General features: G+C 73.7%; 8 protein-coding genes. 3 read left to right on the plus strand and 5 right to left on the minus strand.

Translation table 11 applies throughout. The annotated features are described in order from the left end of the window. The 4 genes from AB0L45_RS22715 to AB0L45_RS22730 all read right to left on the minus strand — a co-directional run bounded on the left by AB0L45_RS22715 (window position 1) and on the right by AB0L45_RS22730 (window position 7,078). Window positions 1–3,327, minus strand: a complete 3,327-nt coding sequence (locus AB0L45_RS22715; protein WP_365842631.1) for a BTAD domain-containing putative transcriptional regulator — start codon at window positions 3,325–3,327, stop codon at window positions 1–3. A 93-nt stretch (window positions 3,328–3,420) separates the two neighbouring features. Next, entirely contained in the window at window positions 3,421–4,686 is a 1,266-nt protein-coding gene (locus AB0L45_RS22720; protein ID WP_365842633.1) for an SAV2148 family HEPN domain-containing protein, read from the minus strand. Between the two features lie 102 nt (window positions 4,687–4,788). Continuing rightward, window positions 4,789–6,162, minus strand: coding sequence for a copper amine oxidase (locus AB0L45_RS22725; protein WP_365842635.1), 1,374 nt, complete (start codon window positions 6,160–6,162; stop codon window positions 4,789–4,791). A gap of 115 nt (window positions 6,163–6,277) precedes the next feature. Continuing rightward, complete coding sequence (locus AB0L45_RS22730; protein ID WP_365842637.1) at window positions 6,278–7,078, minus strand: Tat pathway signal sequence domain protein; 801 nt, start codon at window positions 7,076–7,078, stop codon at window positions 6,278–6,280. 258 nt (window positions 7,079–7,336) lie between these two features. Here AB0L45_RS22730 and glgX point away from each other — a divergent pair, with 258 nt between their 5' ends. Then, window positions 7,337–9,622 (plus strand): glycogen debranching protein GlgX, encoded by a 2,286-nt coding sequence (glgX, locus tag AB0L45_RS22735; RefSeq protein WP_365842639.1) that lies wholly within the window; start codon window positions 7,337–7,339, stop codon window positions 9,620–9,622. Window positions 9,623–10,041: 419 nt separating this feature from the next. Further along, window positions 10,042–12,513 carry a malto-oligosyltrehalose synthase gene (treY, locus tag AB0L45_RS22740; RefSeq protein ID WP_365842641.1) on the plus strand — a complete coding sequence of 824 codons (2,472 nt, stop codon included), beginning with the start codon at window positions 10,042–10,044 and terminating at the stop codon, window positions 12,511–12,513. 48 nt (window positions 12,514–12,561) lie between these two features. Here the strand turns inward: treY and AB0L45_RS22745 are convergent, their stop codons facing one another. Next, window positions 12,562–13,446, minus strand: a complete 885-nt coding sequence (locus AB0L45_RS22745; RefSeq protein WP_365842643.1) for a LysR family transcriptional regulator — start codon at window positions 13,444–13,446, stop codon at window positions 12,562–12,564. Between the two features lie 114 nt (window positions 13,447–13,560). On the opposite strand from AB0L45_RS22745, the gene lpdA reads away from it, so the two are divergent. Next, on the plus strand, window positions 13,561–15,075 hold the full coding sequence (gene lpdA, locus AB0L45_RS22750; RefSeq protein ID WP_365842645.1) for a dihydrolipoyl dehydrogenase: 1,515 nt from the start codon (window positions 13,561–13,563) through the stop codon (window positions 15,073–15,075). Window positions 15,076–15,286: the final 211 nt, after the last annotated feature.

Here is a 15,286-nt window from a genome sequence, read left to right on the forward strand (position 1 = left end):
CTACTCTCCCACGCGACACTGACAACGCCCGGGCCCCCGGCCGCCGTCCGTCTTCCGCACCAGCTCCTCCACCGTCATCGTGGTGCCTTCTTCGAAGGCCGCGGTGAAGGCGGTGTCGCTTCCCGAAGCCTCACGTGTGCGGGCGGTGATGCGGTCCACGTCCCAGCGTTCGGCGGGCGGCAGAGGGGTGCCCACCGCCGCGCGGACGGCGGTGGCGTGGCCCAGGAGGCGGGCGGCGTGGGCGGGGTGGCCGGCGAGGGCCCGGGCGCCGGCCAGGCCTTCCAGCGCGAGCGCCACCGCGCGCGGGTCGCCGGTGGCGTGTGCGGCCGCGTAACCGTCCAGGTGGAGGCGGTGGGCCGTGGCCGCGTCGCCCCGCAGTTCGGCGGTGAAGCCCAGTTCGGCGAGGATCAGGGCCGTACCGGGGTCGCCGTCGCGGCTGCGGCACCACTCCAGCCAGCGCGTGTGGTGGCGTTCGGCGTCGTCGAGCCGGCCGGCCCGCCGGGCGCCGATGCCCAGCCCGGTCTCGGCGAACATCTCGCCGCGCCGGTGCGACTGCTCGGCGGCCAGCCGCAGCCCCCGCTCGTGGTGTTCCCGCGCCGCCTCCAGGTCACCGGTCAGCAGGGCGATACGGCCGAGGCCTGAGTGCCGGTACGACGCCTGGATCCACAGGCCCAGTTCCTCCGCGGCGCGCAGCCCGTCCCGGTGCAGCTGAGCGGCGTGCTCGTAATCACCGCCGATCTCGGCCAGCGTTCCGAGCGCTTCGGACGCTTGCAGCTGCCCCCAGAGGTCGCCCGCTTCCCGGAAGAGCGCGACGCTCTCCTCGGCGTCCCGTCGGCGCGCGGCCAGGTCGGGTACGGAGCCTGGAGCTGCGTACTGCCCCTGGGCGCGGCTGCTGAGGACGGCCGCCGTCCCCCACCGGTCGCCGAGCGCCCGGAATGCCGCCAGCGCGCGGGCCAGCCGGTCGCGGGCGACCGCCGGGTCGCCGAGGCCGACCTGTGCGTACGTCAGGAACCACAGGGCCCAGGCGTGCCCCGCCGGGTCGGCGGGGGCTGCCTTGGATGCGCTGCCACGCTGGGTCTCCGTGGTGGCGTACTGCTTGAGTACGGCGTCGGCGCGCGCCACCGGGTCGGTGTCCCCGCCGGCCAGCGACGCCATGCCGACCTGCCAGACCTTGGCCCGCAGCCGCAGCCCCTCGGGTACGGCGGAGGAGGCCGGCACGTCCAGTGCCATGCCCAGCGCGCGCCCCGCCTCGGCGAGCCGGCCGCGCAGGAACCAGTACCAGGCCGCGGCGTTGACCAGCCGCAGCGCGCGCTCCGCGGCGCCTTCCTGGACGGCGCAGTCCAGCGCCGCCCGCAGGTTCGCCGTCTCCTGGTCGAGGCGTGCCAGCCACTCGCGCTGCTCCGCCCCGTACAGAAAGGGTTCAGCACGTTCGGCCAGCGAGGTGTGGTGGATGCTGTGGCGCCGCCGTACCGCCTCCGCCTCGCCCGCCTCACGGAGCCGTTCGAGGCAGTACGCGGCCACCGACTCCAGCAGACGGTAGCGCGGCCCGTACGGCCCCTCCGCGACGGCCACCAGCGAACGGTCCACCAGCCGCGCCAGCAGGGCCGCCACCTCCCCGGACCCTACGCCGTCGCCCGCGCACACCTCCTCGGCCGCCCGGAGCATGCAGCCGTCGGCGTGCACGGCGAGCCGCCGCAGGACGACCTGCTCGGCCGTGGTCAGCAGCTCCCAGCTCCAGTCGATCATCGCGCGCAGGGTCTGCTGGCGCGGCGGCGCGCCCCGCCGGCCGGTGCCCAGCAGCCTGAACCGGTCGTCCAGCCGGGCGCTCAGCTCCCGTGCGCCGAGGGCCCGTACGCGGGTGGCGGCCAGTTCCAGGGCGAGCGGGATGCCGTCGAGGCGGCGGCAGATGTCCGCGACGGCCGCCGTGTTGTGCTCGTCCAGGCGGAAGCCGGGGGCGGTGGCCGCCGCGCGCGCCACGAACAGACCGACGGCGTCGGCCTGTTCCAGCGGCGGCACCGGCCACACCCGCTCGCCCGCCAGTCCCAGCAGCTCCTGGCTCGTCGCCAGCACCCGCAGGCCGGGCGCGGCCCCGAGCAGGTCCGCGGTGATCTCGGCGACCGCGCCGACGACGTGCTCGCAGTTGTCCAGCACCAGCAGCAGCCGCTTGCCGCGCACCGCGCCGGCCAGGCGCTCACCGGCCGGGCCGGCCGCCGCGCCTTCCCGTACGCCCAGCACCGCGAGCACCGCTTCGGCCACCTCGGCGGCCGTGCACGCCCGCCTGTGGTCACCGTCCGCGGCCCCCGGCCGGCCCAGTGCCGCCAGCTCCACCAGCAGGACGCCGTCCGGGAAGCCGGCGGAGTCGCCGGTGAACCCGTACGCGGCCGCCAGCGCCAGCCGGGTCTTGCCCACCCCGCCGGGCCCGGTGAGCGTCACCAGCCGGCCGGCCTCCACGAGCGCGCGAACCTGGGACACGGCCGCGCTCCGGCCGACGAGTTCGGTGAGCGGGGCGGGCAGATTCGTACGGCGCTGAGCGTCCCCCGGACCCGCCGGGCCCGGAGCCCGCGTCGGCACCGCCCCCGCCGCCCCCGGATCCTGCTCCAGCATCGCCTGCTGGAGCGCCACCAGCTCGGGCCCCGGGTCGATGCCCAGCTCCTCCGCCAACCGCTCCCGCAGGGCGGCGTACGCGGCCAGGGCCTCGCTCTGGCGGCCCGCGCCGTACAGGGCCCGCAGGTGCAGCGCGCACAACCGTTCCCGCAGCGGGTGGCGGGCTGTCAGCTCGGCCAGCTCGCCGGTCAGCAGGCTGTGCTCGCCGAGCTCCAGCCGGGCCGCTGCCCGCTCCTCCAGTGCGGCCAGCCGCTGTTCCTCCAGGCGGTCCGCCGCGGCCCGTACGAAGGGCGCGCCCTCGGCTCCGGCGAAGGCCGGGCCGCGCCAGAGGTCCAGTGCCTCGGTGAGCAGTGCGGCCCGCTCCGCCGGGTCCGGGGCGCCGTACGCGCGGGCCGTCAGCGCGGTGAAGCGATCCGCGTCCACCACGTCGGCAGGGGCGTCCAGCTGATAGCCCGGCGGGCGGGCCGCGACGAGCGCACGGCCACCGGGCCCGGCGGCCTCCAGGGCGCGGCGCAGCTGGGAGACCTTGGCCTGGAGCGCGCCGGTGGGGTGGGCGGGCAGCCGCTCGTCCCACAGCGCTTCGATGAGGCGGCCGGCGGATACGGGCTCCCCCCGGTGGGCGAGCAGGGCGGCCAGCAGGGCCCGTACCTTCCGTTCGGGTACCGGTACGGTCCGGCCGTCCGCCGACCGCACTTCCACCGGCCCGAGCACGCCGAATCGCATGGCGCAACGGTACCGGGCGGGCTGCCGGCACCGGCCGCCACCTGCGCGGTCACGGACGGCGGGGGCCTGCGGGCGGCGCCCCGGCAGCCCCCCTCACGACACCGGCCGCGAATCCGCCCACACGTTCTCGAACTCCTCCCGGTACGTCTCGAAGAGGCCGTGGTCGTCGTCCCGGTCCGCCTCCTGGCGCAGTACCTCGCGGCCGCCGCCGCGCAGCACGAGGACCGGTGACTCCATGCCCCGGCTCCGGCGGAGGTACGTCTGGACGACGGCCACGCCGTCCGGGCCGTCGCCGTCCACCAGGTAGGCGGTGAAGCGGGGCGTCTCGTCGAAGACCTGGATCTCGAAGGCGCCGGGGTCGTGCAGGCGGGCCCGTACCCGGCGCATGTGCAGGATGTTCATCTCGATCGAGCGGCTCATCTCGCCCTTCTTGAGGCCCAGTTCCCGCTCGCGGCGGCGGACCGCGCTGCTGGCCGGGTTGAGGAAGAGCAGCCGCACGCGGCAGCCGGACTCCGCGAGGCGGACCATGCGGCGGCCGGAGTAGTTCTGTACGAGGAGGTTGAGGCCGATGCCGATGGCGTCCAGGCGCCGGGCGCCGCCGAAGAGGTCCTCGGCGGGCAGCTGCCGCTGGAGGCGCACCCGGTCGGTGTGGACGCCGACGACGTCCGCGTACCGGTCGCCGACGAGGTCCTCCACGGCGTCGATGGGCAGCCGCCCCGCGGTGCGGGTGCCGATGCCGGAGCCGAGTATGTCCAGCAGCCGGGCGGAGGCCCGCTCCGCCTGGGCGAGGACGGTGCCGGTCAGGGCGCGGTTGCGGGAGACGATGTTGCGGGCCACCTCCAGTTCGTCCAGGGCCAGCTCCACCTCCCGCCGGTCGTCGAAGTACGGCTCGAAGCAGGGCCAGTGCTGCACCATCAGTTCGCGCAGCTGCGGCAGGGTCAGGAAGCTGAGGATGTTGTCGTCGGCGGGGTCGAGCAGGTAGCCCTTGCGGCGGCTGACCTCGCGGACCGCGACCGCCCGCTGCACCCATTCCTGGCCGGTGGGCCCGGCGGCGGCGATGACCCATTCGTCGCCGTGCACCGGTTCGTAGACGGGGCACAGCACGGCCGCCACGACGGCGCGCAGCCGCTGCTCGACGAGGTTCAGCCAGATGTAGGCACGCCCGGCCCGCCGGGCGCGGGTGCGCACCTCGCTCCAGGCCTCGGCGCCCCAGTCCAGCTCCGCGCCGATCTCCATCGGCCGGGCCAGGGACACCGCCCCGGGCGGGGCGTCGACGGAGCCGCCCTCGTGTCCCTCATGACTGTCCTGGCCGTCATGGCCGTCGTCACCAGGGGGCAACTCCAGCCCGCCCGAGCTCACCTGTGCACCGCCTTCCGAACCCCCGTGCCAACGATCAAGGCAGACTACTGCGGGTCCGGGAGGCGGTGCAGCAGGATGGTTCGAGTCTCCGGCCAACTCCCCTTATTCGACGTGACCGTTGTGTCCGGAAAGCTCGGGCGGAGTGAGCGGATTCATAGCGGTGACGTCCCGGGGGGCGAGCTGGAAGCCCTGCCAGTGGACCGGCATGGGCTCCTGGTCCTCGTCCCGGGCGATGTGGTGGTATCCGATGTTGACCCAGGCCACGGGGTGACGGAGCGGCTGTCCGTTGACCCACTTGTCCACGCTGGTGCCCGCGCCGGTACCGCAGTTCGCGAGGTTGTTGCTGGCGAACTGCTCGCACTCGCTGTACTCGGTGAAGTACACGTCGTGCCGGGTGAAGTCGCGCCCGGTGTACTTGCTGGAACGACCGGGAACGATCTCGTACGACCGGGGATGACCGTCCTTGTTCTTGCCGACGGCGCTGACCACCCGCCACCAGCGGGCCGGCCCGGCGTCCCCCGCCAGTTCCTTGGTCACCGGCGTGCGGACCGTCTTGGTCTTCGGTGTCAGCCCGCCGCTCTGCGGGGTGGTCGTCGAGTCGAACTGCTCGACCCGGTTGGCCGTCGAACCGTCCAGGCCGAAGTTCAGCCGCCAGAAGACGTTGTGGCTGTGGCTGGTGGCGTAGTCCTTGGCGCCCTTGCCGATCGGCCAGCCGCGGCCGTCACCCGCGTCGTAATCGGCGGGTGAGAGCGTGCCGGTCGCGCCGACCTGCATGTTCATCGTGCCGTCCGCGGAGAAGCGCCATTCGACGATGTATTCGTACCAGCCGGTCTTGTTGACCGTGTAGACGAGCAGGTCCTTGCCCTGGGCCTGGTAGATCTTGGTGGTCTCGTCGGGGTAGCGGCCCAGCCGGTAGGCGTGGCCGCGGGCGCGCGTGGTGACGCACAGTCCGTTGACGTCCGGGTGCTCCGGATCCCAGGCGCCCGGCACCTTGACCGATTTTATGGTGCCGCCGGGACACTCGCCCGGATCCAGCGTCTGCAACCCCTGGGCGAAGGCCTGCCCCGTGAGGTCGTCGTACTCGTTGCCGCCGTCGTCGTACGGCACATGGATCTGCGCCAGCCTGGCGCTGGTCAGCACCTGGATCGGGCGGGGCTCGTGCTGCGGCTGGTACGAGACGTTGTCCAGGACCAGCCCGGCGTACGCCTCGTAGTGCCAGCACATGCGCCAAGTGGTGCCGCCTTCGAGGGTCTGCGTGATGCTGTACGGGGTACTGCACCCAGCGGCGGTGGGCGCGGGCGGGGGCGCGGCCTGGGCGGCCGGTCCGGTCGTCAGCGCGGCCGTGGCGAGCAGCAACGGCGCGGCGAGCAGTGCGGCGCGCCGGACCCGTGCACGGTGGGTACGGACGCGGGTACGGGCAGGGACACGGGCACGGCCGTGGCCGACGCGGGCGCGGCGGAAGGGTCTTTCGTGCATGGAAACGCTCCTGTACGACAGTGATACGGAAGCTGCGGAGTACACGGGTGGCGTGGAGCCGGACACGCGGCCGCCTGCGGGCACGCGCCCCGGCGCCGCCGGAAGCGCGGGCGGCTCAGTCCAGCCGGCCGACCGTACGGGCGCTCAGGTCGACCACGTAGCGCCGGGTGTCGATCCACTGGCCGTTGCGCACCTTGGTGAAGAGCCGGACGCAGCGGTGCTCCCCGCAGGCCCGCAGCCGTTCCGGAGCCGGCCCCTCCGCCTGCCCCCGGTAGACGAAGGCCCGCACGGCCAGCTGCTCCGGCCCGGTCAGCTTCTTGCCGGTGGCGTGTTCGTAGTCCTCCCGCAGCCCGGCCCCCTCGGGCGCGGCGATCAGCAGCGCGGCCGCGGTCTCGCTCTCGGCCCGGTCGGGCGGCGGCTGCACTCCGTGCCGACTGTCGGTCTTCTCGACTTTTCCGGTCGTGAGATTGACGGTCTTGGACACGTACGCGTCGGACCGGTAGTCATAGAACGACACCCTCGCCCGCCGCGGCGGGTCGGCTCGGCCCACCTCGTCCGGCCCCAGCTCGGCCAGGTCGGTGGACAGCCGCTCGGGTCCGGCTCCGCCCCGGACGTTCTCGGTCGCGCCGCGGAAGGTACGGGGCGCCGCCAGTTCCTGGGCCCGCGCGATCTCGGCGTCCGTGAGCGGATCCCGGCCGACCCCCGCGCGCCCCTCCGCGGGAGCACGCTCCACGGATCCCGGCCGCACCTGCTGCGCCTGGCCCGATTCCGCCTCCGGTCCCGCCGCGGCGGCGGCCCGGCTCCCCCCGCCGGCCGCCCCGGCGTCCCCTGGCAAGGTCACCGCGGCCAGCGCGGCGGTGCCCGCCAGCGCCACGGTCACGCCCGCCACCAGCTTGCCCAGGTGGCGGTGCATCATGTTGCGCACTGTTCCCCCCTGCTGCCTCATGGTGCTCAGCACTATCGGTCGTTCTGTACGACGATCCGACTTCGCCGCGGGTTGCCCGCCTTTCGGCGCAGATCGCGCGAAAAACCAGCCGAATTGGGCAGGTTGAAACACGAGACGAACACAGCACCGTACGCAGCACCGAACGCAGCAAACGAACACGGCGACGCATGACCGACGTGAGGCCGGCAGGCTTCGCGGCGCCCATCGAGGAAGTGGAAGAGTCGACGTATGCAGGTCTGGCCGGGACAGATGTATCCCCTGGGTGCCACGTACGACGGTGCGGGCACCAACTTCGCGGTGTACTCCGAGACGGCGGAACGCATCGAGCTGTCACTGCTGCACGACGACGGCTCGGAGACCGCCGTCGAACTGCGGGAGACCGACGCGTTCGTACGGCACGCCTACCTCCCCGGGATCATGCCGGGGCAGCGGTACGGCTTCCGCGTGCACGGCCCGTACGCACCGGAGCGCGGTGACCGGCACAACTCCGCCAAGCTGCTGCTGGACCCGTACGCGAAGGCGGTCAGCGGCACCATCGACTGGGACGAGGCGGTGTACGGCTACCACTTCGGCAGGCCGGACAGCCGCAACGACCTGGACTCGGCGCCGCACACGATGGCGTCGGTGGTGATCAACCCGTACTTCGACTGGGGCGACGACCGCCCGCCGCGCACCGACTACCACGAGACGGTGCTCTACGAGGCGCACGTCAAGGGCCTGACCATGCTCCACCCCGACCTGCCGGACGACCTGCGCGGCACGTACGCGGCGCTGGCACACCCGGCGGTCATCGAGCACCTGACCGAGCTGGGGGTGACGGCCCTGGAGCTGATGCCGGTCCACCAGTTCGTGCACGACCACCGGCTGGTGGACGCGGGGCTGGCGAACTACTGGGGCTACAACACCATCGGGTTCTTCGCCCCGCACAACGCGTACGCCTCCTGGGGCGACCGCGGGCAGCAGGTGCTGGAGTTCAAGTCGGCGGTGCGGGCGCTGCACGAGGCCGGTATCGAGGTCATCCTCGACGTGGTCTACAACCACACGGCGGAGGGCAACCACCTCGGCCCGACACTGTCCTTCCGCGGCCTGGACAACGCCTCGTACTACCGGCTGGCCGACGATCCCCGCTACTACATGGACACCACGGGCACCGGCAACTCGCTGCTGATGCGCAGCCCGCACGTCCTCCAGCTCATCATGGACTCGCTGCGCTACTGGGTGACGGAAATGCGGGTGGACGGGTTCCGCTTCGACCTGGCGGCGACGCTGGCCCGGCAGTTCCACGAGGTGGACCGGCTGTCCTCGTTCTTCGACCTGGTGCAGCAGGACCCGGTGGTCAGCCAGGTGAAGCTGATCGCCGAGCCGTGGGACGTGGGCGAGGGCGGCTACCAGGTGGGGAACTTCCCGCCGCTGTGGACCGAGTGGAACGGCAAGTTCCGCGACACCGTACGGGACCTGTGGCGCGGCGAGCCGCGTACCCTCGCCGAGTTCGGATCCCGGCTGACCGGCTCCTCCGACCTCTACCAGGGCGACGGGCGGCGCCCGCTGGCCTCCGTCAACTTCGTCACCTGCCACGACGGCTTCACCCTGCGCGACCTGGTCAGTTACGACAACAAGCACAACGAGGCCAACGGCGAGGACAACCAGGACGGCGAGAGCTTCAACCGGTCCTGGAACTGCGGGGCCGAGGGGCCGACCGACGACCCGGCGGTACAGGAGCTGCGCGCCCGCCAGATGCGCAACTTCATCGCCACGCTGCTGCTGTCCCAGGGCGTGCCGATGCTCAGCCACGGCGACGAGTTCGGGCGCACCCAGCACGGCAACAACAACGCGTACTGCCAGGACAACGAGCTGGCCTGGGTGCGGTGGCCGGGGGCCGAGGCGGAGCCGGAGACGGGGGCGGGCGGGTCGGGCGCCACGGCCGAGGCCGAACCGGACGCATCGGGCGCCACGGCCGAGGCCGGGGTGGAGGCTGCCGGGGAGTACGACACCGACGGCTTCGCGGGCGGTTCCGGCCTCGCGAACGCCCAGGAGCAGGCGGCCGTCCGCGAGGAGGACCGGGAGATGCTGGCCTTCGTCCGGCAGATGGTGTGGCTGCGGCGCGACCACCCGGTCTTCCGGCGGCGGCGCTTCTTCCACGGCCGGCCCATGGAGGGCACCCACGACGAACTGTCCGACATCGCCTGGTTCACCCCGGAGGGCGAGGAGATGCGGCAGCGCGACTGGCAGGCGGCACACGCCAAGTCGCTGACGGTCTTCCTCAACGGCAGCGCGATCACCGAGCCGGGCCCGCGCGGCGAACGGATCACCGACGACTCCTTCCTGCTGATGTTCAACGCGCACGCGGAAGGCCGGGAATTCACCGTGCCGGTCGACCACGGCCGCCAGTGGCAGGCAGTCGTGGACACCGCCCACCCGGAGGCCGTCGCCGACGGCGGAGGCATCAAGGCCCAGGCCGGCGATCAGCTCACCCTGCCCGGCCGCAGCATGCTGGTGCTTCAGCGGCCTGCTTAGGGGACGGGGCGGGCCGGGCCGGGGCCGGCGTGTCGGAGCCTGGCGGGCCGGAACCGAACGTCCCGGAGCCTGGCTCCCGAGCCGGGCGTACGGCCCCGGGCAGCCGCGTGCTCCCCCGGCCCCGCGCTCAGTCCGAGTACGCCACCAGCCGTACACCCGGCTCCCCCATTGCGGTGGATCCCACCGGTCGCACACGGCCCGGCCCGGTTGCCGTACGGCGTAGTCCGTACACGCGCACCGTGCGGCGCTCCGGCCCCGGCCATGCGTCCGTACGGGGGCGACCGGTCCCGGCCACGCGTCCGTACGGTGCCGACCGGTCCCGTCGGGGCCGGGCCGGGCACGGACGGCGTCCGGCCCGGTGTGCCTTCCGAGGCCGGCCCGGTGAAACAACAAGCCGTCCGGCGGGTACGGGTGTTCCCATGACGGCCGAATCCAGTGCGCCACCCACCGCCACTGCGCCCCCCACCGCCACGTACCGGCTCCAGCTCCAGCCGGACCTGCCCTTCGCCGCGGCCGAGAAGGCCGTGCCGTACCTCGCCGCGCTGGGCGTATCGCACCTCCACCTCTCCCCCGTACTGGAGGCGGCCCCCGGCTCCACGCACGGCTACGACGTGGTGGACCACTCGGCCGTACGGGCCGAGCTGGGCGGCGAGGAGGGCCTGCGGGCGCTGGCGGCGACGGCCGCGGAGCACGGGCTGCGGCTGGTGGTGGACACCGTGCCCAACCACATGGCCGTCCCGGCGCCGGAGTCGCTCAACGCCCCGTTGTGGGCGGTCCTGCGGGACGGCCCGGCGTCCCCGTACGCCCGCTGGTTCGACATCGACTGGGACGGCGGGCACGGCGGACGGGTGCTGCTGCCGGTGCTGGGCGGGCGGCTGGGCGACGAACTGGGCGACATCCGGGTCGACGGCGACGTGCTGCGCTACCACGACCACGTCTTTCCCGTCCGGCCCGGTACGGAGCACCTGCCCCTGCCCCGCCTGCTGGACGCCCAGTGGTACCGCCTCGCCTGGTGGCGGCTGGCCCGCAGCGAGATCAACTACCGGCGGTTCTTCACCATTTCGGAGCTGATCGGCGTACGGGTCGAGGACCCGGAGGTCTTCGACGCGACACACGCCGCGCTCCTGCGGCTGCTGCGCGACGGCGTGGTCGACGGGCTGCGCATCGACCACCCGGACGGCCTGGCCGCCCCCGGCGACTACCTCGCCCGGCTGCACACCGCCACCGGAGGCCGCTGGACGGTGGTCGAGAAGATCCTGTCCGGCCGCGAACAGCTGCCGCGCGGCTGGCGGTGTGCGGGCACCACCGGCTACGACGCCCTGCGGCACCTCGACGGCCTGTTCGTCTGCCCGCTCGGCTCCGGCCGGCTCTTCAGCGTCTACCGCGACTTCGTCGCCCCGCTCGCGGACGCGGGCGGCGACTGGGAGGAAACGGTACGCCGCGCCGCCTACGAGGTCGTCTCCCACGACCTCGCGGCCGAGGTCGAACGGCTGGTGCGCACCGCCGGGCGGATCAGCGACCGCGCCTCCCACCAGGGCGACCACGCGCCCTGGGCGCTGCGCACCGCCATCCGCGAACTGCTGGTCCGGCTGCCCGTCTACCGCCCGTACGCCACCGACGGCACCGCGGCGCGCAGCGCGCAGCGCGACGAGCTGGACGCGGCGATGCTGGCCGAGGCCGCCGCGCGGGCGCGCACGGTCTTCCGCGCGCCGGAGGAGGCGCTGGCGGTGGACCTGGTGCGCGACCTCGCGCTCGGCCTCCTCGGGAACGGCCCGGACTGCGCGGACTTCTGCGCGCGCTTCGCCCAGACGTCGTCCGCGCTGCGCGCCAAGGCCGTCGAGGACACCGCCTTCTACCGGTACGTACCGCTGCTGTCGGCCTGCGAGGTCGGCGCCGACCCGGGCGCGCCCACGGTGGGCGTGGACACCTTCCACGCGTACTGCGCCCGCATCCAGCGGGACTGGCCGCTGACCTCGACGGTGCTCTCCACCCACGACACCAAGCGGAGCGCCGACGTCCGGGCGCGGATCGCCGTACTGACCGAATGCCCGGACCGGTGGCGGGAGCTGCTGCACCGGGTGTCCGCCGGGCCGGCCGGGCGCGAGGGGCCGCAGCCGCCGGACCAGCACCTGGCGTGGGTGGCCTGGCAGACCGCCTTCGGCCTCGGCAAACCGTCCGCCGAACGGCTGATCCCGTCGGTGCTCAAGGCCGTACGCGAAGCCGGGCTGCACACGTCCTGGACGGACCAGGACGCCGCGTACGAGGAGGCGGTCGGCGACTTCCTGCGCGCCGGACCGTGCGGACCGGCGGCGGCCTCGCTGACCGAACTGGCCGCCGCACTCGCCCCGTACGTCCGCGCCAACGTGCTCAGCGCGGCGCTGCTGCACCTGACCATGCCCGGCGTCCCCGACCTGTACCAGGGCACCGAGACCGAGTACAACGCCCTGGTCGACCCGGACAACCGCCGCCCGCCCCGGCTGCGCCCCGACCTGCTCGCCGAACTCGACGACGGCACCGCACCGCAGGACCTGTCCGCGGAGAAGCTCCTCCTGACCACGACCGCCCTGCGCCTGCGGCGCTCCCACCCCGAGTGGTTCGGCGCCCAGGGCACGTACACCCCCCTGCACGCCGACGGCACCGCGGCCGGCCACTGCCTGGCCTTCGCCCGGGCCGGCCGGGTGGTGACGGTGGCCACCCGCCTCTCCCTCCGCCTGACCGAGGCCGGCGGCTGGCGCGACACGGAACTGACCCTTCCGGGCACGGGCCCGGGCCCGCACACGGACACAGGCTGGCGCGACCTGCTCACCGGGCGGGAGGTGCCGGGTCCGGTGGTGTGCCTGCGGGAGCTGCTGAGGCGGTATCCGGTGGCGTTGCTGGTCGCGGAGGAGTGACGCAGGACCACCACGTACCCGTGCGGACAACCGCACCTCTGGGAACGCTCACCGCCCATCAGGCGGCAGGTGAACCTCGCGGAGGAGTTCGACGAAGTGTGCGGCCGCGCCGGTGGGCGGTACGCGGGAGAAGGCGGTGATGTCGCGGCGCCATGGGGGGTCGGTGGGGACGGCGGTGCAGGTCAGGCCGGTCAGTTCGTGGGCGGCGGTGATCAGGACGCCCACGCCGGCCGCCGCCATCCGTACCGCCGTCGAGGTGTGCTGCGTGCGGACGGCCGTACGGGGTGTGAAGCCGGCCCGTTCGCACTCCACGTCCAGCCACCGCCGGCCCGCCAGGACCGGTTCCAGCGCGCAGCGCACCCATGGCCGGTCGGCGACCTCCTCGATCCGTACGGCGGTCCGTCCGGTGAGCGGGTCGCCGGGCGGCAGCACCAGCACCATCCGCTCCTCGCCCACGACCGTGACCGGTCCCGGCCAGGCCTCGGGCCGCGGGCCGACCGCCAGGTCGGCGACGCCGCGTTCCATGTGGGCGAACAGGTCTTCGGTGGTGGCGTATTCGTGCAGGACGAGGCGTACGCCGCTGTACTCGCGCCCCCAGCGTGCGCAGACCTTCGGGAGCACGCCGATGGCGTGCGCGTGCACCGTCGCGATGTGCAGTTCGCCGTGCTGCGCCCCGGCCGTCGCCAGGGCGGCCCGGCGGGCCTGTTCGGCGCTGCGTACGGCGAGTTCGGCGTGCGGGAAGTAGGCGCGGCCCATGGGCGTCAGCCGGACGCCGCGCGCCATCCGTTCCAGCAGCGGGCCGCCGACCTCCCGTTCCAGGGCCTTGATCTGGTGGGAGAGCGCGGACTGGGTGACGTGCAGCAGCTCCGCCGCCCGCGTGAAGGACCGCTCCTCGACGACCGTGACCAGGTACTCCATCTGCCGCAGACTCATGGCTGCCCCTGCCCCCTCGCGTTCGACGCTCCGCCGTTGCCATGAACGTTGTTCATCGCCCCCATGGAAACATTGCCTTGGACTCATGGCTGGCGCCGGGCGGAGGCTGACCTCATGGGAGACCTGAGCAACCTGAGTGACCCGAGCGGAACGAAGCGTGACAGCGGCGGCAGCGGCGACAGCGGTGACAGTGCGGACCGTAACAGCCATGAGGCCGACGTCATCGTCATCGGTGGCGGTACCGGCGGTTACAGCACGGCCCTGCGGGCCGCCGCCCTCGGCCTGCGGGTGGTGCTCGCCGAGCGGGACCTGATCGGTGGCACCTGCCTGCACCGCGGCTGCATCCCCAGCAAGGCGATGCTGCACGCGGCGGAACTGGTGGACGGCATCGCGGAGGCACGGGAGCGCTGGGGCGTGAAGGCCACACTGGACGCCGTGGACTGGGACGCGCTGACCGCCACCCGCGACGCCATCGTGACGCGCAACCACAGGGGCGTCGAAGGGCATTTGGAGCGTGCGGGGGTGCGTGTGGTGCGTGGCAGCGCGCGGCTGACCGGCGCGCGCTCCGTCTTCGTAGCGGGTCCGGACGGCGGAGAGTTCACCGCCCGGCGCGGCATCGTCCTGGCCACCGGCTCCCGCCCGCGCCTGCTGCCCCAGCTCACCCCCGACGGCCGTACGGTCGTGACCAGCGACGACGCCCTGTTCGCAGCCGGTCTGCCGGAGTCCGTCCTGGTGCTGGGCGGCGGCGCGATCGGCGTCGAGTACGCGTCCTTCCACCGGTCGATGGGCGCCCGGGTGACGCTCGTCGAGGCCGCCGGCCGGCTGCTGCCCCTGGAGGACGAGGACGTGAGCCGCCACCTGGCCCGCGGGCTGAAGAAGCGCGGCATCACGGTCCGTACGGACTCGACGCTGACCGGGGCCGACGTGACGGACCACGGGGTACGGGCCACCGTCCGTACGCCCCGGGGTGAGGAGACCGTCGAGGCCGAGCGGCTGCTGGTCGCGGTCGGCCGGGTACCGGTGACCGACGGCCTGGACCTCGCGGCGGCCGGGCTGACCACCGACGCACGCGGTTGTGTACCGCCCGCCGACCCGTCCCGCCTGGAGACCGCCGTGCCCGGCATCCACGTCGTGGGCGACCTGCTGCCGCCCCCGTTCCCCGGCCTGGCGCACGCCTCCTTCGCCGAAGGACTGCTGGTCGCCGAGGTGCTGGCCGGCGTTCCGTCCCGTCCGGTGGATCCCGCGACCGTGCCCCGCGTGACGTACTCCTCGCCGCAGACCGCCGCCGTCGGCCTGACCGAGGCCGAGGCACGCGCCCGCGGCCTGGCCGTACGGGTCAACACCCTGCCGCTGACGGCGGTCGCGAAGGGCATGGTGCACGGGCAGGGCGGCATGGTGAAGGTCGTCGCGGCGGCGGAAGGCCCGGACGGTGCTGCCACCGGCCCCGTTCTCGGCGTCCACCTGGTCGGCCCGCACGTCTCGGAAATGATCGCCGAGAGCCAGCTCCTGGTCGCCTGGGACGCCGAACCCTCCGACGTGGCCCAGCACATCCACGCGCACCCCACCCTGTCGGAAGCCATCGGCGAAGCATTCCTGACACTGGCGGGGCGGGGGCTGCACCAGCACTGAGGGGGCTGCGGGCCGGGGGCGTCGGTCCGAGCAGGTGCCGTTCAGCCGGCTGCCCGAAAAGGAGTTGCGCCGCTCCTTCCGCGCAGTCACCATCGCCGCGTACGACTCACAGCCCGCGTACGGGACCTCCCGTGCGCGCCCGCGTGCGGTTTCCCCCGTGCGCCCCCGGCCCCAGGCAGGAGCAACGGAATGCGCCGAAACCTCGGAACTA

Origin of the sequence: Streptomyces sp. NPDC052496 (assembly GCF_040679095.1) — a bacterium.
Classification (GTDB): Bacteria; Actinomycetota; Actinomycetes; order Streptomycetales; family Streptomycetaceae; genus Streptomyces.

Coding starts and splice junctions, on each gene's coding strand:
- treY (WP_365842641.1), top strand. CDS start 10,042: ATGACGGCCGAATCCAGTGCGCCACCCACCGCCACTGCGCCCCCCACC.
- lpdA (WP_365842645.1), top strand. CDS start 13,561: ATGGGAGACCTGAGCAACCTGAGTGACCCGAGCGGAACGAAGCGTGAC.
- glgX (WP_365842639.1), top strand. CDS start 7,337: ATGCAGGTCTGGCCGGGACAGATGTATCCCCTGGGTGCCACGTACGAC.
- AB0L45_RS22730 (WP_365842637.1), bottom strand. CDS start 7,078: ATGATGCACCGCCACCTGGGCAAGCTGGTGGCGGGCGTGACCGTGGCG.
- AB0L45_RS22725 (WP_365842635.1), bottom strand. CDS start 6,162: ATGCACGAAAGACCCTTCCGCCGCGCCCGCGTCGGCCACGGCCGTGCC.
- AB0L45_RS22745 (WP_365842643.1), bottom strand. CDS start 13,446: ATGAGTCTGCGGCAGATGGAGTACCTGGTCACGGTCGTCGAGGAGCGG.
- AB0L45_RS22715 (WP_365842631.1), bottom strand. CDS start 3,327: ATGCGATTCGGCGTGCTCGGGCCGGTGGAAGTGCGGTCGGCGGACGGC.